This is a genomic window from Streptococcus sp. SM3, assembly GCF_027497875.1.
Window position 1 is genome coordinate 71,430 of record NZ_JAJNSA010000001.1, and the last position, 22,646, is coordinate 94,075.

The 22,646-nt window shown below is 40.2% G+C and carries 22 protein-coding genes, 1 tRNA gene and 1 riboswitch; of the genes, 18 read left to right on the forward strand and 5 right to left on the reverse strand.

Annotation, left to right across the window (positions count from 1 at the left end; translation table 11 throughout):
* The first annotated feature begins 6 nt into the window (after positions 1 to 6).
* Positions 7 to 3,822: a pneumococcal-type histidine triad protein gene (locus PAN06_RS00330; RefSeq protein WP_269795272.1), complete on the forward strand. Its 3,816-nt coding sequence runs from the start codon at positions 7 to 9 to the stop codon at positions 3,820 to 3,822.
* A gap of 35 nt (positions 3,823 to 3,857) precedes the next feature.
* On the opposite strand, the gene pepT is transcribed toward PAN06_RS00330, so the two are convergent.
* Positions 3,858 to 5,081: a peptidase T gene (gene pepT, locus PAN06_RS00335; protein WP_070842323.1), complete on the reverse strand. Its 1,224-nt coding sequence runs from the start codon at positions 5,079 to 5,081 to the stop codon at positions 3,858 to 3,860.
* A 153-nt stretch (positions 5,082 to 5,234) separates the two neighbouring features.
* Between pepT and hemH the strand changes: the two genes are divergently transcribed.
* The gene (gene hemH / locus PAN06_RS00340) at positions 5,235 to 6,329 is read left to right on the forward strand and encodes a ferrochelatase (RefSeq protein WP_070842324.1); all 1,095 of its coding nucleotides are present in this window, start codon (positions 5,235 to 5,237) and stop codon (positions 6,327 to 6,329) included.
* A 41-nt stretch (positions 6,330 to 6,370) separates the two neighbouring features.
* On the opposite strand, the gene mscL is transcribed toward hemH, so the two are convergent.
* Together mscL and PAN06_RS00350 are read right to left on the reverse strand one after the other, a co-directional pair.
* Entirely contained in the window at positions 6,371 to 6,748 is a 378-nt protein-coding gene (gene mscL, locus PAN06_RS00345) for a large conductance mechanosensitive channel protein MscL (RefSeq protein WP_033687014.1), read from the reverse strand.
* An 85-nt stretch (positions 6,749 to 6,833) separates the two neighbouring features.
* Entirely contained in the window at positions 6,834 to 7,265 is a 432-nt protein-coding gene (locus PAN06_RS00350; protein WP_045597103.1) for a GtrA family protein, read from the reverse strand.
* A gap of 28 nt (positions 7,266 to 7,293) precedes the next feature.
* Positions 7,294 to 7,390: riboswitch (PreQ1 riboswitch) on the forward strand.
* Between PAN06_RS00350 and PAN06_RS00355 the strand changes: the two genes are divergently transcribed.
* From PAN06_RS00355 to dapA, 4 genes are all read left to right on the forward strand, one after another.
* A complete protein-coding gene (locus tag PAN06_RS00355) occupies positions 7,388 to 7,897 on the forward strand; it encodes a QueT transporter family protein (RefSeq protein ID WP_070842325.1) in 510 nt (169 codons plus the stop codon). Its footprint overlaps the riboswitch before it by 3 nt.
* Before the next feature lie 99 nt (positions 7,898 to 7,996).
* Positions 7,997 to 8,069, forward strand: a tRNA-Thr gene (locus tag PAN06_RS00360).
* 380 nt (positions 8,070 to 8,449) lie between these two features.
* Positions 8,450 to 9,526 (forward strand): aspartate-semialdehyde dehydrogenase, encoded by a 1,077-nt coding sequence (locus PAN06_RS00365; protein ID WP_070842326.1) that lies wholly within the window; start codon positions 8,450 to 8,452, stop codon positions 9,524 to 9,526.
* Positions 9,527 to 9,582: 56 nt separating this feature from the next.
* The gene (gene dapA, locus PAN06_RS00370) at positions 9,583 to 10,518 is read left to right on the forward strand and encodes a 4-hydroxy-tetrahydrodipicolinate synthase (RefSeq protein WP_070842327.1); all 936 of its coding nucleotides are present in this window, start codon (positions 9,583 to 9,585) and stop codon (positions 10,516 to 10,518) included.
* Positions 10,519 to 10,562: 44 nt separating this feature from the next.
* Here dapA and mnmE read toward each other — a convergent pair whose 3' ends face one another.
* Positions 10,563 to 11,936, reverse strand: coding sequence for a tRNA uridine-5-carboxymethylaminomethyl(34) synthesis GTPase MnmE (mnmE, locus tag PAN06_RS00375; RefSeq protein ID WP_269795273.1), 1,374 nt, complete (start codon positions 11,934 to 11,936; stop codon positions 10,563 to 10,565).
* 137 nt (positions 11,937 to 12,073) lie between these two features.
* Entirely contained in the window at positions 12,074 to 12,256 is a 183-nt protein-coding gene (locus tag PAN06_RS00380; RefSeq protein WP_001117401.1) for a 4-oxalocrotonate tautomerase, read from the reverse strand.
* Positions 12,257 to 12,379: 123 nt separating this feature from the next.
* Between PAN06_RS00380 and PAN06_RS00385 the strand changes: the two genes are divergently transcribed.
* From PAN06_RS00385 to PAN06_RS00440, 12 genes are all read left to right on the forward strand, one after another.
* Complete coding sequence (locus PAN06_RS00385) at positions 12,380 to 12,970, forward strand: thymidine kinase (RefSeq protein WP_020902848.1); 591 nt, start codon at positions 12,380 to 12,382, stop codon at positions 12,968 to 12,970.
* On the forward strand, positions 12,967 to 14,046 hold the full coding sequence (prfA, locus tag PAN06_RS00390; RefSeq protein WP_261079447.1) for a peptide chain release factor 1: 1,080 nt from the start codon (positions 12,967 to 12,969) through the stop codon (positions 14,044 to 14,046). The genes PAN06_RS00385 and prfA overlap by 4 nt, the downstream gene beginning before the upstream one ends.
* Positions 14,046 to 14,882 (forward strand): peptide chain release factor N(5)-glutamine methyltransferase, encoded by an 837-nt coding sequence (gene prmC / locus PAN06_RS00395; protein WP_269795274.1) that lies wholly within the window; start codon positions 14,046 to 14,048, stop codon positions 14,880 to 14,882. The genes prfA and prmC overlap by 1 nt, the downstream gene beginning before the upstream one ends.
* Positions 14,866 to 15,468, forward strand: a complete 603-nt coding sequence (locus PAN06_RS00400; RefSeq protein WP_261116465.1) for an L-threonylcarbamoyladenylate synthase — start codon at positions 14,866 to 14,868, stop codon at positions 15,466 to 15,468. The genes prmC and PAN06_RS00400 overlap by 17 nt, the downstream gene beginning before the upstream one ends.
* Before the next feature lies 1 nt (position 15,469).
* Complete coding sequence (locus PAN06_RS00405; protein ID WP_094753676.1) at positions 15,470 to 15,901, forward strand: GNAT family N-acetyltransferase; 432 nt, start codon at positions 15,470 to 15,472, stop codon at positions 15,899 to 15,901.
* Between the two features lie 49 nt (positions 15,902 to 15,950).
* Positions 15,951 to 17,207: a serine hydroxymethyltransferase gene (gene glyA / locus PAN06_RS00410; protein WP_269795275.1), complete on the forward strand. Its 1,257-nt coding sequence runs from the start codon at positions 15,951 to 15,953 to the stop codon at positions 17,205 to 17,207.
* Positions 17,208 to 17,214: 7 nt separating this feature from the next.
* Positions 17,215 to 18,189 (forward strand): nucleoid-associated protein, encoded by a 975-nt coding sequence (locus PAN06_RS00415; protein WP_033688830.1) that lies wholly within the window; start codon positions 17,215 to 17,217, stop codon positions 18,187 to 18,189.
* Complete coding sequence (gene pmp23, locus PAN06_RS00420; protein WP_269795276.1) at positions 18,189 to 18,803, forward strand: cell wall hydrolase Pmp23; 615 nt, start codon at positions 18,189 to 18,191, stop codon at positions 18,801 to 18,803. The genes PAN06_RS00415 and pmp23 overlap by 1 nt, the downstream gene beginning before the upstream one ends.
* Before the next feature lie 73 nt (positions 18,804 to 18,876).
* Positions 18,877 to 19,851, forward strand: a complete 975-nt coding sequence (locus PAN06_RS00425; protein ID WP_247930146.1) for a DUF1002 domain-containing protein — start codon at positions 18,877 to 18,879, stop codon at positions 19,849 to 19,851.
* A gap of 73 nt (positions 19,852 to 19,924) precedes the next feature.
* Positions 19,925 to 21,286 (forward strand): 23S rRNA (uracil(1939)-C(5))-methyltransferase RlmD, encoded by a 1,362-nt coding sequence (gene rlmD, locus PAN06_RS00430; protein ID WP_269795277.1) that lies wholly within the window; start codon positions 19,925 to 19,927, stop codon positions 21,284 to 21,286.
* Between the two features lie 287 nt (positions 21,287 to 21,573).
* Entirely contained in the window at positions 21,574 to 22,050 is a 477-nt protein-coding gene (pezA, locus tag PAN06_RS00435; RefSeq protein ID WP_269795278.1) for a type II toxin-antitoxin system antitoxin PezA, read from the forward strand.
* A partial coding sequence (locus PAN06_RS00440; protein WP_269795279.1) for a zeta toxin family protein occupies positions 22,050 to 22,646 on the forward strand: 597 nt, incomplete at its 3' end. The genes pezA and PAN06_RS00440, both read left to right, overlap by 1 nt.

A 22,646-nucleotide genomic window follows, 5' to 3' on the forward strand; every position in this document is an offset into this window, starting at 1 on the left:
GAGATTATGAAAATAAATAAGAAGAAACTTGCTGCTGGTGCAGCTGTCGTCCTTTCTTTAAGTCTTTGTATTTATGCATTGAATCAACATCAGACAGGAGAGAATAAAGATACGAATCGTGTATCTTATGTCGATGGAAAACAAGACACTCCAAAAACAGAGACACAAACACCAGAGCAAGTCAGCAAAAAAGAAGATATCCAGGCTGAACAGATTGTTGTGAAAATCACTGATCAAGGTTATGTGACTTCACACGGTGACCATTTCCATTATTATAATGGGAAAGTTCCTTTTGATGCGATTTTCAGTGAAGAACTTCTGATGAAAGATGCCAATTATCAATTGAAAGACGCTGATATTGTCAACGAAGTCAAAGGTGGTTACATTATCAAGGTGGATGGTAAATATTATGTTTACCTTAAGGATGTGGCACATGCGGATAACGTTCGTTCGAAGGACGAAATTGAACGCCAAAAACAAGGTCATACTCACGATGCACCAACATCTAATAGTGCAGTGGCGCTTGCTCAATCTCAAGGTCGCTATACTACTGATGATGGCTACATCTTTAATGCATCTGATATTATAGAGGATACTGGTGATGCTTATATCGTCCCTCACGGAGGACATTACCACTACATTCCAAAGAGTTCCTTGTCTGCTAGTGAATTGGCTGCAGCACAAGCTTACCTCTCTGGAACTAGAAATCAGCCTAGTGTGACTGACTATCGTCCAAGTACAAATGGGACTGGTCAAGCTACCAAGCCTATTCAACAGGCTGAAATACCAAGTAATAAAGCCGAGAGTCTTCAAAGTCTATTACAGCAGCTCTATGCTCTTCCAAGTACTCAACGATATGCTGAATCGGATGGTTTGACTTTTGATCCTGCTAAGATTTTAAGCAGGACACCGAGTGGTGTAGCGATTCCTCATGGAAATCACTATCATTTCATTCCCTATACAAAGCTTTCTGCATTAGAAGAAAAGATTGCGAGAATGATTCCTCTAACTAGTGACAGTGTGAAACCAACACCATTGGAGAATCCAAGCAAACCAGCAGAAAAACCTACTCAGCAAAACCATCATCATGAGAAAGACGGTGATCATGGAAGTCAGGCACATAAGCATGAAGAACATGGACATGACGCTCATCATGATGAAGACCATGATCACGGTTTTGATGCTAATCGTGTCATCAGTGAGGATGAGCAAGGCTTTGTCATGTCACACGGCGATCATAATCATTACTTCTTTAAGAAAGATTTGACAGCAGAGCAAATTAAGGCCGCCCAAGATCATTTGAAAGGTAAGACGCCAGTAACACCAAGTCCAGCACATGATGATGAACAGGATAAAGATAATCATGGGAACCATAGTGATGAGGAGCATAATCATGGTTTTGATGCAGATAGAGTCATAAGTGAGGATAATCAAGGCTTTGTCATCTCACACGGTGACCATAATCATTACTTCTTCAAGAAGGACTTGACAGCGGAGCAAATTAAGGCAGCGCAAGAACACTTGAAAGGTGCAAGTCCAGCAACACCAAGTCCAGCCCATGATGATGAACACGATAACGATAATCATGGCCACAAACATGATGAAGACCATAATCATGGTTTTGATGCCAATCGTGTCATCAGTGAGGATGAGCAAGGTTTTGTCATGTCACACGGTGACCATAATCATTATTTCTTCAAGAAGGACTTGACAGCGGAGCAAATTAAGGCTGCACAGGATCATCTGAAAAGTAAAACGCCAGCAACTCCAAATCCAGCTCATGATGACGATCACGATGAAGATAATCATGGACACCATCATGATGAAGACCATGATCACGGTTTTGATGCCGATCGTGTCATAAGTGAAGATGATCAAGGCTTTGTCATGAGTCATGGTGACCACAATCATTACTTCTTCAAGAAGGATTTGACAGCAGAGCAAATTAAGGCTGCACAAGACCATTTGAAAACACATCATGATGCAGAGCCTGTAAAACCTCTTGCTAAAACGGTAGAGTCTTTCTCAAGAGATGCTAGCGATGAAGAAAAGATTGCTTATATTTCTAAAACATACGGAGTTCCACTTGAAGCGATTAGAATTTCAAACGGCTTCTTTGTTTTTGGAAATCCAGACCAAGCCTACGATCCAACTCATATCCACCCATATGCTGTTCGTAAGGAACATGTGCGACTTCCACTCCAAACTGGCAATCCAGAACTTGATTTCCTAAATGAACTCTATACCACTGCTTTGCGAGATGGTGTGTCTCCGTATAGCTTACAGGTAGAAAATGGTAGTTTTGTGATTCCTCATGGCGACCACAATCACTACATCAAGGTTCAAACTAAGGGCTATGAAGTGGCTTTGAAAAATAAAATTCCAGCTCTTCAATCTAACTACCAACCTGGAGCTTTTGATGAAAAGGCAGTTTTGGCAAAAGTAGATCAACTTCTAGCTGATAGCAGAAGTATCTACAAAGACAAGCCTATCGAACAAAGACAGATTGAGTTGGCTTTGGGTCAATTTACTGAAAACATGAAGAAACTGGCAACTAACTCTACAGCAGGTTATCTTGCAACCCTTGATCTCTTTGATAAGCAATATATCCATATTGATGAAAGTGTCAAACCAGTTGAAACAAGTCCATTAGACAAGAAATATCAAGCCTTGATTGATAAAATCAATACACTAGATACAGATTCTTATGGACTTCCTAAGAAAGACCTTCTGGTTCGACTCCAAGAAGCTAAATTGGCTAAAGATGAGGCTACTTTAGCAGCGGTTGAATCACAACTTCAAGCTCTTCAAGACTTTAATGACCGAACAGGTGTTACAACAGTGGAATACATCAAGTATTTCTACGAACACGTAAATGACGGTCGTTTAAATGATGAACTTCGGAACAAAGTAGCTCAGTTGACTTGGACCTTGTATCAATCTCAATCTTTCCTTAAGGCAGCAGAATTGAACAGACTATTCCCAAGCATCTATCAGGCAAAACAAGAAGTGGAAGAAGCTTTGAAAGCTCAACCAACTACTGCTAAATCGACTCAGACAGTTCTAGATACTGAAAAAGTTGATAACCAAACTGCCAAGACAGCTATTTATGGCTTCTTGAAAGAATTGTACGGAGACTTTATGCCTGAAGAACATGTCAATCATGTTAGCAAGGAAGAAGTAGAAAGCCTCTTGAGCAAGGCAAATCAACTCTTAGAACAAATCCAAGAAGAAGGAATCAGACAATCCTTGGCAGAAGAAGTAGAAAATCTCAAAGCTGCCACAAACAAGGCTGATGCGGACTTGGATGAAGTAAACAGTCAGGTAAAAGATGTCTTGACTCGTATCGCTAGCGCCCTTCAACAAGAAAAGGAAAATGCTGAGCAAGACCCTCAGACACTAGTACTCTATCAAAAACTCTACGATATTCTCATGTCGCTTCACTCTTATTTAGAAAACAACAAGGGTTCTGATGCGGACTTTGATAAGGTAGATGCTTTACTAGATCAACTTTCTGCTAAGAGTAAAGATAAAGCTGCTTTACTTGAATTGACAAAAGCTATTCTAGTCTTGAATCAAGAAATCAAGTCAAAATCAAGCTCAAGTGAAGAAGCAACTCCAACGACAAATGCCGAGTCAAATGGTGAGAACACAAGCTCCGAAACTGAAACATCAGTGGCTGCAGAATCTAACAGTGAAACTGCAAGGGACGAAAACAAACCAAGCAACACAACAGATTCTAAACCTGCTGAATCATCTTCAGAAAAGGAAACAACAGAATCTACAACAAGTACTGGAAATCAAGAAAAACCAGCAGAATAAAAAGAAAGGCGAAGTAGCTGAGCTACCTCGTCTTTTTAGCCTTTATAAGCTACGATACCAATAATGGTATCAACTGCACGTTCCATGGTCTGAAGGCTGACGTATTCAAAACGTCCATGCATATTTTCTCCACCCGCAAAGATATTAGGAGTTGGGATTCCCATAAAGGAAATCTTAGAGCCGTCTGTCCCTCCACGGATTGGTTCGATTATAGGAGTAATCCCCAAATCTTCCATAACGGCTTTGGCAATGGTAATTGGAGTCATATCTTTTTCAATGACTTCTTTCATATTGTAGTACTGGTCTGTCAAGTTTAGGGTGACACGGTCGCTACCAAGTTCTTGATTCATCTTATCAGCGATAGACTGCATCGCTGCTTTACGCGCTTCAAAGGTATCTTTTTCAAAATCACGAATGATGTAGCTTGCACGCGCCTCTTCGACACTACCTGTCACATCCATTAGGTGGTAGAAGCCTTGGTAACCTTCTGTTAACTCAGGTCGGTCATTCTCTGGAAGTTGATTATGAAAATCAATTGCTAACTGAAGGGCGTTGACCATTTGCCCTTTGGCAGTACCAGGGTGGACATTGCGTCCTTGGAAATGCAATTCAGCCCCAGCTGCTGAAAAGGTCTCGTACTGAAGTTCTCCGAGAGGTCCGCCATCTACAGTATAGGCAAAATCTACATCGAAATCTTCTGCATCAAATTTATTGGCACCAACACCAATTTCTTCATCTGGACCAAAGCCAACACGAATCTCACAGTGCTTGATTTCAGGGTGAGCAGTCAGATATTCAATAGCTGTCATAATTTCAGCAATGCCTGACTTGTCATCAGCTCCTAGCAAGGTTGTTCCATCTGTTGTGATGAGTGTTTGTCCTGGATATTTTTCAAGACTCTTAAAGTCAGCTGGATCGAGTTTGAAACCAGAATTTCCTAGTTCAATCATACCACCATCGTAGTTTTCAATTACCTGGGGATTGACTCCTTCGGCATTAAAATCAGCAGTATCCATGTGAGATATAAAGCCAATCTTACGTGTTAAAGATGGATCATTGGCTGGTAAGGTTCCAATTGCAAAACCATTCGGTAGATAGTAAACATTTTGCAGTCCAACACGTTTCATTTCAGGAATTAGAACATTTGTTGCGAAGTCAACCTGACTCTGCGTACTTGGAGTAGTAGTAGAGTGTTCATCAGAGCGCGTGTTGACCTTAACGTAGGTTAAGAAGCGGTCCAAGAGATTTGGATAAGTCATAAAAAACTCCTTTTGAATTCATTTTTTCCATTGTATCATAGAAAGAAGAGAAAAACAAAAGACAGAAGTTAGGGAAATTCTCTAGGTTTGCGTTTACTTATTAATGGATAAATGATAAAATAAACTTGATAAAAATATCACAAGGAAGCGATTATGAAAAAAGCAATTTTAATGATGACTTTCGGTTCGCCAGAAGAGATTACCTTTGAAGGTGTGGCTGATTTTTTCACAAATATTCGTCGTGGAGTGAGACCTCAAGACCACGAGATTCAAACTCTCTATGATAATTATGTACTAATTGGAGGGACGCCTCTGCAAAAAATTACTCGAGAAGAGGTTGCCTTGGTAGAAGGCAGGCTGGGTAATGAATACAGTGTTTATTTTGCTAATAAGTTTTCTAGACCCTTTATTCCAGATGTGATTGGTCAGATGGAAGCAGACGGCATTGAACAGTGTATTTGCTTGATTTTGGAGCCTCATTATTCTTTTTACTCTGTCATGGGTTATGAGAAATTTTTAGAAAGCAAGCAAATTCAATTTTTGGTCATTAAGGACTGGTATCAAGAAGGAGCGCTCTTAAACTATTGGGCAGATGAAATTGCTAAGATTTTAAAAGAAGAAGTAAAGCAGGATAGCTTTAAAGTCATCTTTTCAGCCCATAGTGTGCCCATTTTTGCCTTGGATTTTGGTGACCCCTATATCGACCAAATTTTCGAAAATAGCAAGCTAGTCGCTGAAAAACTAGGTTTGAGTTCTGAGCAATATACTAATACTTGGCAAAGTGAAAGTGATATCGGTATTCCATGGATTAAGCCTGATGTCTTGGAGTATCTTAGAGAGCAGAAAGAACATCCAGACCATTATATTTTTGTTCCTATCAGCTTCATCAGCGAGCATATTGAAGTCTTGTTTGACAACGATGTGGAATGTTATGACTTGTGTCAGGAATTTGGGGTGAACTATCATCGTCCACCAATGCCAAATACAGATTCTCGTTTGATTGATGCCTTGGTTAATACAGTCAGAGCTAATGAACATCAAGAGTTTAAGGAATTTCTCCCAGAAGAAGAAACCTTTGATGAGTTAGTTCCTTCAGATGAGACGAAAAACATTTTGGCCGAATCTCAAGATTTACAAATGCCGGAATTTGTGAAAAAACTGATTGAGAAAAAAGGTCGGGAAAATGTTAAGATGCCTTATCTTATTAAGAAAATGCTTGAAAAAGCAGGTAAGTTACCAAAAGAGTAAAGAAAAAAGGATTTAGCTTTGTGCTAGATCCTTTTAATTGATTATTTTTTCTCAAGAAGGGCTTTGATTTCTTGAAGTACTTCCAACTCAGTTGGACCAGCTGGAGCTTCCTCAGCAGCTTCTTTCTTAGTAAGACTTTGAGCTTTTTCAATACCTTTGATTACAAAGAAGAGAACAGTACCGATAACTAGGAAGTTGATAACAGCGCTCAAGAATTTACCATATGTAACACCATTCCAAGCAAGCTCAGCAATGTTTTGTACTTTCGCAGCTTCCAAGGCTGGATTCAAAATAAGTGGAGTGATGATATCGTTAACAAGTGATGTAACGATTGCACCAAAAGCAGTGGCAATGATCACACCGACAGCAAGGTCAACAACATTACCACGAAGCAAGAATGCTTTAAGATCTTTTAACATTTTCATAATTTCCTTTCAAAAAATTTTTACACTTAATTATATATTAATTAAGAAATTCTTGCAAGCTATATGTTTAAAATTTTTCTTATTTTTTAAAAATAAATACCTTACTAAAAATGTAATTGAGGATAATTATTGAGAATTGTGCAATAACTGTTTCAACACTATTAACCTTATTAATATTATAATTTACAAATTGCCCGATAATATTAGGAAACTGAGTTACAAAGAGAAAAGTTAAAAACAAGTCTAAAAGAAAAGTAGAAAGACGTGCCAGAGTAAATTTCACTAAACGGTTTGGCCAATTCTGCCTATCTTGTTTAAATACGATTGTATCATTTGTAATAAATGCAAACAGGATACCGATACTATTTGCTAGTCCAGTAGCAAGGAGTTCTCTATGAGTTAGTTGATAAATGACTAATCTAGATAGAATGGAGACAAGAGTAGTAGCTATACCAAAAAAAAGATAGGCTAAGAGCTCATTCACGAAGAGACTTTGAATGCGTTTTTTCATGCTTTTAGTATAGCATAAAGCAGGCTATTGTGCTATACTAGTAAGGTTGATTCAAGCAACCCTTGGTGCTTAGCTTCTTTCACCAAGCATATTATACGCGGGAAACCGCCAAAGGAGAAAAGATGAAAAAATTAACCATTCGTGATGTAGCAGATATTGCAATCGTTGCTGCTATCTATGTCGTTTTAACTGTCACACCACCCCTAAATGCCATCAGCTATGGTGCTTATCAGTTTCGTATTTCAGAAATGATGAACTTTATGGCTTTTTACAATCCTAAGTACATCATCGGAGTTACTATCGGTTGTATGATTGCTAATTTCTTTAGCTTCGGACCGCTAGATGTCTTTGTTGGTGGTGGATCAACCTTAGTATTCCTCAGTCTAGGTGTTTGGCTTTTTGCAAAATACAGCAAGGATTATCTTTTTAACGGTTTGATTCGAAAAGATCATTTCTTCTTCTCAATCCTCTTTTCAATTTCTATGTTTACTATCGCTGCCGAGTTGAATATCGTAGCGCAATTACCATTTTTCCTTACTTGGTTTACAACAGGGATTGGTGAATTTGCCTCATTGATTATTGGAGCGATTATTATTGGTAAAATTGGTCGTCGAATCGATTTAACTAAATAGAACCAGAAAAGCTAGGTAGCTATTACCTGGCTTTTTCTTATGGAAAATATCTAAGGAAACTTGACAAGATTTTCTAACTATAGTATACTTTTTAAGTAAGCTGATTTAGCTCAGTTGGCAGAGCGCATCCATGGTAAGGATGAGGTCGCCGGTTCAATCCCGGCAATTAGCATGATATTTACAGGGAAACTCTTGAACACAAGAGTTTTTTTCTTATGCTCGCGAGAAAAAATTCTGACTTTTACATAATAAAAGTCATCCTGCAAAAATTTCTTATTGACAAAACCACTTATTTCTAGTAATATAATAGACGCGATGAGTCGATAGGTAGTCTTCGGACTACTATTGAGCATAAGGAGGTCATAACGCAGGAGCGGACCTTGATGAGTTGTGTGAACCTGCTCATCACATGAAGATGCCTCTTAGTCCCTAGTCTAGCGACTGGGGATTTTTATTTTCCAAAAAATGATGAAAAAGCTTTGCAATTCATGGAAAAAGTAGTATAATACATCTATTATAGAAATTTTTAGAAAATTCCGAAAGAGGTTATTTATGGGATATACAGTTGCTGTAGTCGGCGCGACAGGTGCTGTCGGAGCTCAGATGATAAAAATGTTGGAAGAATCAACACTTCCAATCGATAAAATTCGTTTACTTGCTTCTGCACGTTCAGCAGGCAAGACTTTGAAATTTAAAGATCAAGATATTACGATTGAAGAGACGACTGAAACAGCTTTTGAAGGAGTTGATATTGCACTCTTTTCAGCAGGTGGTTCTACATCAGCTAAGTATGCACCATACGCAGTGAAAGCTGGAGCGGTAGTAGTAGATAATACATCTTACTTCCGTCAAAATCCAGATGTTCCTTTGGTTGTTCCAGAGGTCAATGCTCATGCACTTGATGCTCACAACGGAATCATTGCCTGCCCTAACTGTTCAACAATCCAAATGATGGTAGCTCTCGAGCCAGTTCGCCAAAAATGGGGCTTGGACCGTATCATTGTTTCAACTTACCAAGCAGTTTCAGGTGCTGGTATGGGAGCAATTCTTGAGACACAACGTGAACTTCGTGAAGTCTTGAATGATGGTGTAACCCCACGTGATTTGCATGCGGAAATCTTGCCTTCAGGTGGTGACAAGAAACACTATCCTATCGCCTTCAATGCTCTTCCACAAATTGATGTCTTCACTGACAATGATTACACTTACGAAGAGATGAAGATGACTAAGGAAACTAAGAAAATCATGGAAGATGATAGCATTGCAGTATCTGCAACATGTGTGCGTATTCCAGTCTTATCAGCTCACTCTGAGTCTGTTTACATCGAAACAAAAGAAGTGGCTCCAATCGAAGAAGTGAAAGCAGCTATCGCAGCCTTCCCAGGTGCTGTTCTTGAAGATGATGTGGCTCATCAAATCTATCCGCAAGCCATCAATGCAGTGGGTTCTCGTGATACCTTTGTTGGTCGTATCCGTAAAGACTTGGATGCAGAAAAAGGAATCCACATGTGGGTTGTTTCTGATAACCTGCTCAAAGGTGCTGCTTGGAACTCAGTTCAGATTGCTGAAACCCTTCATGAACGTGACTTGGTTCGTCCAACAGCTGAATTGAAATTTGAATTAAAATAGTCATATCGTTTAGGAGTTCAGATGAACTCCTTCTTTGAAATAGAGAGGTGTTTCTCATGTCTTATCAAGATTTAAAAGAGTGTAAAATCATCACAGCCTTTATTACTCCCTTCCACGAGGATGGTTCCATCAACTTTGATGCCATTCCAGCCTTGATTGAGCATCTGTTGGCGCATCATACGGATGGAATTCTTCTCGCAGGTACCACTGCTGAGAGTCCAACCTTGACCCACGATGAAGAGTTGGAGCTCTTTGCGGCTGTACAAAAAGTTGTCAATGGACGTGTTCCTTTGATTGCGGGTGTGGGTACCAATGATACGCGTGACTCTATTGAGTTTGTCAAAGAAGTCGCGGAATTTGGTGGTTTTGCTGCTGGGCTTGCTATTGTACCTTACTACAACAAACCTTCTCAAGAAGGAATGTATCAGCACTTTAAGGCGATTGCGGATGCTTCTGACTTACCTATTATTATCTATAATATTCCAGGTCGTGTGGTTGTCGAGTTGACTCCAGAAACCATGCTTCGCTTGGCTGATCATCCAAATATTATTGGTGTCAAAGAATGTACTAGCTTGGCTAATATGGCTTACTTGATTGAGCACAAACCAGAAGAGTTCTTAGTGTATACTGGTGAAGATGGAGATGCTTTCCATGCCATGAACCTTGGTGCAGATGGGGTTATTTCTGTTGCCTCCCATACAAATGGGGATGAAATGCACGAGATGTTTATGGCCATTGAAGAAAGCGATATGAAGAAAGCCGCAGCAATTCAGCGTAAGTTCATTCCTAAAGTTAATGCTCTCTTCTCTTATCCAAGTCCTGCTCCTGTCAAGGCCGTTCTCAACTATATGGGATTTGAAGCTGGTCCAACTCGTCTACCTCTTGTTCCAGCACCAGAAGAAGATGCCAAACGCATTATCAAGGTTGTTGTAGATGGCGACTACGAAGCAACTAAGGCAACTGTAACAGGTGTCTTAAGACCAGATTACTAATAAAGACAATAAAATCCATGACCGAATGAACGATCATGGATTTCTTATTTTCCTAAACAGAATTGGCTAAAGAGTTGGGTAATGAGTTCATCAGGAGCAGCATCCCCAGTGATTTCTCCGAGGATTTCCCAAGTACGAGTCAAGTCAACTTGAAGCAAGTCAACTGGCATCCCCAGTTCCAGACCTTCATTAACAGCTTGAAGGCTTTCAACAGCCTTTTCAATTAAGGAAATGTGACGTGCGTTAGACAAGTAAGTAGCGTCTTGCTCAACAAAACCAGCATTTTCAAAGAAGAGGTTGTTGATTCTCTCTTCGATTTTATCGATGTTTTGATTTTTAAGAACTGAAATACGAATAACGTCTTCAGGCAGTTTCGAAGTTTCAATCGTTTCTGGTAGGTCGGTTTTATTTAGAAGTATAATTCGGTTGGTATCCTGACTGATTTCTAAGAGTTGTCTGTCTTGAACAGTCAGTGGTTCACTAGCGTTTAGCACTAGTAGAACTAGGTCAGCTTCCTTGAGGGCTTTTTTCGAACGCTCAACACCGATTTGTTCAACGATATCATCCGTTTCACGGATACCAGCTGTGTCAATCAATTTTAGAGGAACACCGTTGATGTTGACGTATTCTTCAATGACATCACGTGTCGTACCAGCAATATCTGTGACGATAGCCTTGTCCTCACGCAAGAGGTTGTTGAGAAGGCTTGATTTCCCAACGTTGGGGCGTCCGATGATAGCTGTTGAAATTCCCTCACGGAGGATTTTGCCGCGACGGGCTGTCCTAAGGAGATTAGTTAGCAATTGCTCAAACTCCATAGTCTTCTCACGGACAACAGCAGTAGTGGCTTCCTCAACATCGTCGTACTCAGGATAATCAATATTGACCTCGACTTGGGCAAGTGTATTGAGGATTTCTTGACGGGTATTATTGATAAGATCAGAAAGGGAACCATCAAGTTGTTTGACCGCAATGTTCATGGCCTTGTCTGTCTTGGCACGGATGATATCCATCACTGCCTCGGCCTGTGTCAAGTCTACACGACCGTTTAAAAAGGCACGTTTAGTAAATTCACCAGGTTCAGCCAATCGAGCTCCTTCACGGATAGCTAGCTGGAGAATCTCATTGGTCACTGCAATCCCACCGTGGGTGTTAATCTCGATAATATCTTCACGAGTGAAGGTTTTTGGAGATTTCATGGCTCCCACCATGACCTCGTCCATGACTTTACCAGTCAGAGGATCAACAATGTGACCGTAGTTGAGAGTGTGGCTGGCAACCTTGTTCAAGTCTTTTCCTTTAAAAATCTTTTGCGCAATAGCAAAACTTTCTGTTCCGCTCAGACGGACAATACCAATAGCCCCTTCGCCTAGTGGAGTAGAGATAGCAGCGATGGTATCAAATTCACGTGTAATCATAATGTTTCCTTTAATTAATAGCTCTTTTCTTGGAAAGTTTTCCAAGTCTCTTTTCAAATTGTAACAAATTTGGACTATTTCTTCAATGGATGCTACTTGGAGATTGAAAAAGCCTAAGCATTTCTGCTTAAGCTAGCTTATTTGGTGCGCATTTCCCCTTGTGGGAAGTAAGTCCCTTCTGGCATGTCGTTGATGATGACATGGACAGCAGATTGAGGTGCTCCAGTGTTGCGAACAACAGCTTCCGTTACTTCCTTAGCAAGAGCCTTCTTTTGTTCGAGCGTGCGTCCTTCAAATAAATCGATGCGTACAAATGGCATAATAGCTTCCTCCACTAGTTTTTGATTTCTTCTATTTTACCACATTTTGCCGTTTAAAGCTTAAGAAAATTATGATATACTAGAATGTAGCAAAAATTTAGAAATGGACGTGAAGCAAGAAACATGGCACAGTTGTATTATCGTTATGGGACCATGAACTCTGGTAAGACGATTGAGATTCTCAAGGTGGCCTATAACTATGAGGAGCAAGGAAAAGGTGTTGTGATTATGACCTCAGCTCTTGATACTCGTGACGGTGTTGGCTATGTGTCGAGTCGTATTGGCATGAAACGCCCTGCCATTGCGATTGAGGAAACAACTGATATCTTCGGCTATATCCGAGACTTATCAGAAAAACCTTACTGTGTTTTGGTCGATGAAGCCCAGTTTCTCAAACGTCATCATGTTTATGACCTAGCTCGTGTTGTGGACGAGTTAGATATACCCGTCATGGCTTTTGGTTTGAAAAATGATTTTCGCAATGAACTGTTCGAAGGTTCCAAGTATCTCTTGCTCTTAGCAGACAAGATTGACGAAATCAAGACCATTTGCCAGTATTGTAAGAAAAAGGCGACTATGGTTTTGCGAACACAGGATGGACTGCCCGTTTATGATGGTGAGCAGATTCAGATTGGTGGCAATGAAACCTATATCTCGGTTTGTCGTAAACATTATTTTGCCCCTGAAATCAATAAGGAGAATGAAGAAAAATGAACATCTATGATCAACTACAAGCTGTAGAAGACCGTTATGAAGAATTAGGAGAGTTGCTCAGTGACCCAGATGTGGTTTCGGACACCAAGCGTTTCATGGAGCTCTCAAAAGAAGAGGCTTCAAGCCGTGATACAGTGACGGCTTACCGAGAATACAAACAAGTCCTTCAAAACATCGTTGACGCTGAAGAAATGATTAAGGAATCAGGTGGAGATGCTGACTTGGAAGAAATGGCCAAGCAAGAACTCAAAGATGCCAAGGCTGAAAAGGAAGAATACGAAGAAAAACTGAAAATCTTGCTCCTTCCTAAAGATCCAAACGATGACAAGAATATCATCCTTGAAATCCGTGGAGCAGCTGGTGGAGATGAAGCAGCACTTTTCGCTGGGGATTTGCTAACCATGTACCAAAAGTATGCAGAAGCCCAAGGATGGCGCTTTGAAGTTATGGAAGCTTCTATGAACGGTGTCGGCGGTTTTAAAGAAGTGGTTGCCATGGTTTCGGGTCAATCTGTATACTCTAAACTCAAGTATGAATCAGGTGCCCACCGTGTGCAACGGGTCCCTGTGACAGAAAGCCAAGGTCGCGTACATACTTCGACAGCGACAGTTCTTGTCATGCCTGAAGTCGAAGAAGTAGAATACGATATTGATCCAAAAGACCTTCGTGTCGACATCTATCACGCCTCTGGTGCTGGTGGACAGAATGTCAATAAGGTTGCGACTGCCGTTCGTATCGTTCACTTGCCAACCAATATCAAGGTTGAGATGCAGGAAGAACGTACCCAGCAGAAAAACCGTGAGAAGGCCATGAAAATCATCCGTGCGCGTGTTGCTGACCACTTTGCACAAATTGCTCAGGATGAACAAGACGCTGAGCGTAAGTCAACAATCGGTACTGGTGACCGTTCAGAACGGATTCGTACTTATAACTTCCCACAAAACCGTGTCACAGACCACCGTATCGGCTTGACCCTCCAAAAACTAGATACCATTCTGTCTGGTAAATTGGACGAAGTTGTGGATGCCTTGGTGCTCTATGACCAAACACAAAAATTAGAAGAATTAAACCAATAATGAAATTAGCTCAATTATTTTCAGATTTTGAAGAAGAGTTGATAAGACAAGGAGAGGAAGCTGAAAGCCTCTCTTTTGTCTATCGTAGCCTGAAAAATCTATCTTTTACGGACTTTGTTTTTGCCCTCCAGCAGGAAGTGACGGAAGAGGAAGAAGTATTTGTAAAAAGAATTTTCCAACAGTTAGTAGATCATAAACCGGCACAGTATATCATTGGACAGGCAGATTTTTATGGAATGCAGTTAAATGTTGATGAGCGAGTATTGATCCCTCGTCCAGAAACAGAGGAGTTGGTGGAGCTTATCCTGGCTGAAAATCCTGAGACGAATCTTTCAGTTCTGGATATTGGAACAGGTAGTGGAGCTATTGCTCTCGTCTTAGCAAAAAATAGACCAGATTGGTCAGTGACAGCAGCAGATATTTCTCAAGATGCTTTAGATGTAGCCAGCGAAAATGTTAAAAATCAAAATCTTCAAATATTTTTTAAAAAATCTGACTGTTTTACAGAAATTTCTGAAAAATATGATATAATTGTTTCCAATCCACCCTATATCTCTCGTGAAGATGAGTCAGAGGTCGGCTTGAATGTCTTGCATTCGGAGCCTCATCTAGCTCTCTTTGCAGACGAGGATGGCCTAGCTATTTACCGTAGAATTGCGGAAGATGCAAAAGACTATCTCAAAGATGGTGGTAAGATTTACCTTGAAATTGGATACAAGCAAGGTCAAAGTGTTCCTGAACTTTTTAGGAAGCATTTTCCTGAAAAACGTGTAAGAACACTTAAGGACCAATTTGGTCAAGATAGGATGGTCGTGGTTGATGATGGGCAGGATTAAACAAGAGTTGGAAAATGGTGGAGCTGTTGTTCTGCCTACAGAGACAGTTTACGGTCTTTTTGCTAAGGCCTTAGATGAAAAAGCAGTTGACCATGTTTACCAGCTCAAACGTCGTCCAAGAGACAAGGCGCTTAATCTCAATATCGCCTCTCTAGAGGACATCTTGCATTTTTCTAAGAATCAGCCAACTTATCTTCAAAAACTTGTAGAGACCTTTTTACCAGGTCCCTTAACCATCATTCTAGAAGCCAATGACCGAGTTCCCTATTGGGTCAATTCTGGTCTTGCAACTGTTGGATTTCGGATGCCTAGTCATCCCATTACCCTTGATTTGATTCGAGAGACAGGTCCCTTGATTGGGCCGTCTGCCAATATTTCAGGTCAGGCAAGTGGAGTGACCTTTGCTCAAATTCTAGAGGATTTTGACCAAGAGGTTCTGGGGCTGGAAGACGATGCTTTTCTAACGGGACAGGATTCAACTATTTTGGATTTGTCTGGAGACAAGGTGAAAATCTTACGCCAAGGGGCCATTAAGCGAGAAGATATTCTTGCTCAGTTGCCAGAGATTTCTTTTGAGGAGGAATGAGATGCTAAGAGACTTAAGAGAAACTGATGTGAAAGCTATATGTGACATTAACCAAGAAGTTTTGGACTATTCTTTTAGTCAAGAGGAAACGGCTGGTCAATTAGCTAGACTATCTCAGGATTCCCATCATTTCCTTCTTGGCTATGAGGATGCAGCTAGTCATGTCTTACGTGGATATGTCCACGCTGAGGTCTATGAATCACTTTATTCTAAAGCAGGATTTAATATTTTAGCTTTAGCAGTTTCACCTCAAGCACAAGGGCAAGGTATTGGTAAAAGCTTATTACAAGGGTTGGAAGAAGAAGCAAAAAGACGTGGTTATGGGTTTATCCGCTTAAACTCTGCCGATCATCGTCTGGGTGCTCATGCATTTTATGAAAAAGTTGGTTATACTTGTGATAAAGTGCAGAAACGGTTTATTCGCATCTTTTAGTTTATTTTCTTAGACTAAAGGACCTGTCACACTATAAAGGAGAAGACCTATGATTTTTGACAAAGATGATTTTAAAGCCTATGATGCTGATCTCTGGAATGCTATTGCCAAAGAAGAGGAACGCCAACAAAACAATATCGAGTTGATTGCTTCGGAAAACGTAGTTTCCAAGGCTGTTATGGCAGCTCAAGGGTCTATCTTGACGAATAAATACGCCGAAGGCTACCCAGGACGCCGTTATTATGGTGGAACAGATGTAGTAGACGTGGTGGAATCTCTAGCTATTGAACGCGCAAAAGAAATTTTCGGTGCAAAATTTGCCAATGTCCAACCACACTCAGGAAGCCAAGCCAACTGTGCGGCATACATGGCCTTGATTGAGCCAGGTGATACGGTTATGGGAATGGATTTGGCTGCAGGTGGACACTTGACCCATGGGGCTCCTGTTAGCTTCTCAGGTCAAACTTACAACTTTGTTTCTTATAGTGTGAATCCTGAGACCGAACTCTTGGACTTTGATGCAATCTTAAAACAAGCCCAAGAAGTAAAACCTAAACTAATCGTAGCAGGTGCTTCAGCCTATTCTCAAATTATCGACTTTTCAAAATTCCGTGAAATTGCTGATGCTGTTGGGGCTAAACTCATGGTAGATATGGCTCATATTGCTGGTTTGGTTGCAGCTGGTCTTCACCCAAGTCCAGTGCCATACGCTCATATCACAACAACAACAACCCACAAAACCCTTCGTGGACCTCGTGGTGGTTTGATTTTGACCAATGATGAAGACCTAGCTAAGAAGATCAATTCAGCTATTTTCCCTGGTATTCAGGGGGGTCCTTTGGAACATGTTGTTGCTGCTAAGGCAGTTTCCTTCAAAGAAGTTTTGGATCCAGCCTTCAAGGAATACGCTGCTAATGTCATCAAGAACAGCAAGACCATGGCAGATGTCTTCTTGCAAGACCCTGATTTTCGTATCATTTCTGGAGGGACTGAAAACCACCTCTTCCTAGTGGATGTGACTAAGGTTGTAGAAAACGGAAAAGTTGCTCAAAACTTGCTGGATGAAGTCAATATTACCCTAAATAAAAACTCAATCCCTTACGAAAGCTTGTCACCATTCAAGACAAGTGGGATTCGTATCGGAGCAGCAGCCATTACTGCACGTGGATTTGGTGAAGAAGAAAGTCGCAAAGTGGCTGAACTCATCATTAAAACCCTCAAGAATGCAGAAAATGAGGCTGTCTTAGAAGAAGTGAGAAGTGCAGTCAAAGAATTGACAGATGCCTTCCCATTATACGAGGACTAAAACTTTTATGGACATTTATATTAAGAAAGCCATTATCCATCAGTTCAGTCCGGATGATACCGAGCTGTTTCTAGCGGATAAGTTTCTCAATATCACTCCAAAAATCGAAGAATATCTGCGTAAAAAAATTGAACGTGTATATTCAGATGAAGCCAAGACTGGGATTTTCGAAGAAGAAAATCCCTTCTTCAATCACATCACAGACGATTTGTTGGAGACATCAGTAACGCTGGCTAATCTCTGGAAAGAGGAGTTCGGCATTTCAGAAAATCTCAAGACCAATGACTTGATTTTTGTGCAATTTTCTAAAGAAGGTGTAGAACATTTTGCTTTCTTACGAATTGCCCTGCGGGAGACCTTGACCCACCTCGGTGGAGAAGTTGATAATCCAATCAAGCTGACTCAGAATAACCTGCCTGGATTTGGAACGGGTGCTGACGAAGCCTTGGTGGTTAATCTTCAAAGTCGCAAGTACCATCTGATTGAAAAACGAATCAAGTACAATGGGACTTTTTTGAACTATTTTTCAGATAATCTTCTTGCTGTCGCTCCTAAGATTTCTCCTAAGAAATCTATCAAAGAACTGGAAAAAACGGCCCAGCGCATTGCTGAGACTTTTAACACAGATGATTTTCAATTTCAATCTAAGGTCAAATCAGCGATTTTCAATAATCTGGAAGAAAGCAATGAATTATCGCCTGAGAAATTGGCTAACGACCTTTTTGATAATAATCTGACTGCTCGTTTGAGCTTTATTGACCAAGTCAAAGAAGCTGTTCCAGAGCCTGTTCAATTTGATGAAATTGATGCCAGTCGCCAATTAAAGAAATTTGAAAACCAAAAACTTTCCTTGTCAAATGGAATTGAGCTCATCGTTCCCAATAACGTCTATCAAGACGCAGAATCGGTCGAGTTTATCCAAAACGACAATGGAACCTACTCTATCTTAATCAAAAATATCGAGGATATTCAAAGTAAATAATGTTTAAACGAATTCGAAGAGTGCTTGTGCTAGCAGTCTTCCTTTTTGCTGGCTATAAAGCTTACCGTGTTCATCAAGATGTCAAGCAAGTCATGACCTATCAACCCATGGTGCGAGAAATCTTGAGTGAAAGAGACACCCCAGCAAACGAAGAGCTTGTGCTCGCTATGATTTATACCGAAACAAAAGGAAAAGAAGGCGATGTTATGCAGTCTAGTGAGTCTGCTAGTGGCGCTACCAATACCATCAATGATAATGCCTCTAGCATTCGGCAAGGCGTTCAAACTCTGACAGACAATCTCTATCTGGCCCAAAAGAAGGGTGTTGATGTCTGGACGGCTGTTCAAGCCTATAATTTTGGACCTGCCTATATCGATTTTATCGCCCAAAATGGTAAGGAAAACACCTTGGCTCTGGCCAAACAGTACTCTCGTGAGACTGTTGCTCCCTTGCTTGGTAATTCCACTGGAAAGACTTATAGTTATATTCACCCTATTTCCATTTTTCACGGTGCCGAACTCTATGTAAATGGAGGAAACTATTACTATTCTAGACAGGTGCAACTCAACCTTTACATCATCAAATGTTTCACTCTCTTTTCGACATCTGGCTAGTCCAGGTGTTTTTATTATAAGTTTTCTTTAAGATAGATATATTACTCTAGAAAGGTAAAGGAGGAAATTCCCTATGAGAAAGAAACTCTTTCTGACTAGTGCTGCGGTCTTGTGGGCAGTAACAGCTATGAATAGCGTCCATGCAGCAACAGATGTTCAAAAAGTTATCGATGAAACCTATGTCCAACCTGAATATGTCCTAGGTTCTTCATTGTCTGAAGACCAAAAAAATCAAACCCTTAAAAAACTAGGCTACAATGCCTCAACAGACACCAAAGAACTCAAGACTATGACGCCTGATGTCTATTCTAAGATTATGAATGTTGCCAATGACTCAAGTTTACAGTTGTATTCATCAGCCAAGATTCAAAAACTAGGTGACAAGTCGCCCCTTGAGGTCAAGATTGAAACACCAGAAAACATCACTAAGGTGACGCAGGATATGTACCGCAATGCGGCCGTAACTTTGGGTGTGGAACACGCCAAAATCACTGTAGCAGCACCTATTCCAGTTACAGGTGAGAGTGCCTTAGCCGGGATTTACTATTCGCTGGAAGCTAATGGAGCCAAGGTGCCACAAGCCAACAAAGAGTTGGCTCAAGAAGAGCTAAAGGCTTTGTCAGATATCAATGCTGAAAACAAGGACAAGTCAGGCTATGATGCTAATAAATTAAACGTTGCCCTAGCCGATATCAAGTCAGGACTCGCCAAAGCTAAAGAAAGCAAGGGAAATCTGACAGAGGAAGATGTCCGTAAAATTGTTGAAGATACCTTAAAAAATTACAAACTTGATCAGGTTATAACAGGAAACCAGATCAATATCATCATCAATTTTGCTTTGAATCTCTCAAAGAGTGATATCCTCAGCAATGCAGACTTCACTAAAACCCTAAATGACCTTAAACAAAGCATTGTTTCACAAGCTGGCGACAGTTTTAAAAATATCAACCTTAACTTTGATGCTGATAAGGCGCTAGAGGACGGCGGTAATTTCCTAAGCTCCCTCTGGCAAGCCATTGTCAACTTCTTCAAGAGTTTTGGTTCTTAAGAAATTTCATGGTATAATAGATGGTAACCGTAACGTTGCCGTCTTTTTTGTCGGCCAATAGAAAGAGAAGAGAATGTTAAAGAAAAATGATATTGTAGAAGTTGAAATTGTTGACTTGACCCATGAAGGTGCAGGAGTTGCCAAGGTAGATGGTTTGGTCTTTTTTGTAGAGAATGCTTTACCAAGTGAAAAAATCCTCATGCGTGTCCTCAAGGTCAATAAAAAGATTGGTTTTGGTAAAGTTGAAGAATACCTTGTCCAATCACCACACCGTAATCAAGATCTAGATTTGGATTACCTGCGTTCAGGAATTGCGGATTTGGGTCATTTTGCCTATCCAGAACAGCTCAAGTTTAAAACCAAGCAAGTTAAGGACAGTCTCTACAAGATTGCAGGAATTGCTGATGTAGAGGTTGCTGAAACTTTGGGTATGGAAAATCCAGTCAAGTACCGTAACAAGGCACAGGTCCCTGTTCGTCGAGTGAATGGTGTCTTGGAAACTGGCTTTTTCCGTAAGAATTCGCATGACCTCATGCCTCTAGAAGATTTCTTTATCCAAGATCCTGTCATTGACCAAGTTGTGGTAGTTCTTCGAGATTTACTTCGTCGTTTTGATTTGAAACCTTATGATGAAAAGGAACAAGCTGGCTTGATTCGTAATCTTGTGGTACGTAGAGGTCACTACTCAGGACAAATCATGGTCATTTTGGTGACAACTCGTCCGAAGATTTTCCGAGTGGAGCAATTGATTGAACAACTAATCAAGCAGTTCCCAGAGATTGTTTCTGTCATGCAAAATATCAACGACCAGAACACCAATGCGATTTTTGGTAAGGAATGGCGCACCTTTTATGGACAAGACTTTATCACTGACCAGATGTTGGGAAATGACTACCAAATCGCTGGACCAGCTTTTTACCAGGTCAATACTGAAATGGCTGAAAAGCTCTATCAAACAGCCATTGACTTTGCAGAGTTAAGAGAAGATGATGTGGTTATTGATGCCTATTCTGGTATCGGAACGATTGGCCTCTCTGTTGCCAAACATGTCAAAGAAGTTTATGGTGTTGAAGTTATTCCAGAAGCAGTTGAGAATAGCAAGAAGAATGCCCAACTGAACAATATTTCAAACGCCCACTATGTCTGTGATACAGCTGAAAATGCTATGAAGAATTGGCTCAAGGAAGGAATTCAACCAACCGTTATCTTGGTTGATCCTCCACGCAAGGGCTTAACCGAAAGCTTTATCAAGGCAAGTAGTCAAACAGGAGCAGACCGCATCGCTTATATCTCATGTAATGTCGCAACCATGGCGCGTGATATCAAACTCTACCAAGAATTGGGCTATGAATTGAAGAAAGTACAGCCAGTGGACTTGTTTCCTCAAACGCATCACGTGGAGTGTGTAGTGTTGCTACAAAGAAAAAAAGGGTGAAAATCCTTGATTTCAAGCTATTTCACAAGCATTTTGTCTTTGTAGATAAAGGCAATTTTGACATCAAAAAAATCCTAAAAAGGCACATAGATGTAAATGTATTTGTAGATATCGTTTGCGTATCGGAAAAATGAATACAACAATAAATATTTATCTAAGGAGAGAACAATATTCAATTGTTCTCCTTTTTATTATAGCTTGAAGCCATAATAAGAAGCAGCGCACCAAAATTGGTGCGTTATGCTTTTTTATGCTATAATGGAATTATAAAAATAAAGGAGTTTGCTATGATTGGAAAGAACATAAAATCCTTACGTAAAACACATGACTTAACCCAACCCGAATTTGCACGGATTGTAGGTATTTCACGTAATAGTCTGAGTCGATATGAAAATGGAACGAGTTCAGTTTCTACGGAACTAATAGACATCATTTGCCAGAAGTTTAATGTATCTTATGTCGATATTGTAGGAGAAGATAAAATGCTCAATCCTGTTGAAGATTATGAATTAACTTTAAAAATTGAAATTGTGAAAGAAAGAGGTGCGAATCTATTATCTCGACTCTATCGTTATCAAGATAATCGGGGAATTAGCATTGATGATGAATCTAATCCTTGGATTTTAATGAGTGATGATCTATCTGATTTGATTCATACGAATATCTATCTAGTAGAAACTTTTGATGAAATAGAGAGATATAGCGGCTATTTGGATGGAATTGAACGTATGTTAGAGATATCTGAAAAACGGATGGCAGTCTAATGGAAATCCAAGATTATACTGACAGTGCATTCAAACATGCTTTAGCTCGGAACGTTCGCTCACTGACAAGAGGAAAAAAGTCCAGTAAGCAACCTATAGCAATTTTGCTTGGAGGGCAAAGTGGTGCTGGTAAGACTACAATTCATCGTATTAAACAGAAAGAATTTCAAGGAAATATTGTTATCATAGATGGTGATAGTTTTCGTTCTCAGCATCCACACTATTTAGAACTACAGCAAGAATATGGCAAAGATAGTGTTGAATACACCAAATATTTTGCGGAGAAAATGGTAGAGTCTTTAGTAACAGAATTGAGTCATTTGGGATATAATCTTTTGATTGAGGGAACTTTACGAACAATTGATGTTCCAAAGAAAACAGCACAACTCTTGAAAAATAAGGGATATGAAGTACAATTAGACTTGATTGTGACAAAGCCTAAGCTGTCCTATCTGAGCACTCTTATCCGATACGAAGAACTGTACGCTATTAATCCAAATCAAGCACGCGCAACTCCAAAAGAACATCATGATTTCATTGTAAATCATATAGTTGATAATACACGACAATTGGAAGAACTAGCTATCTTTGAAAGA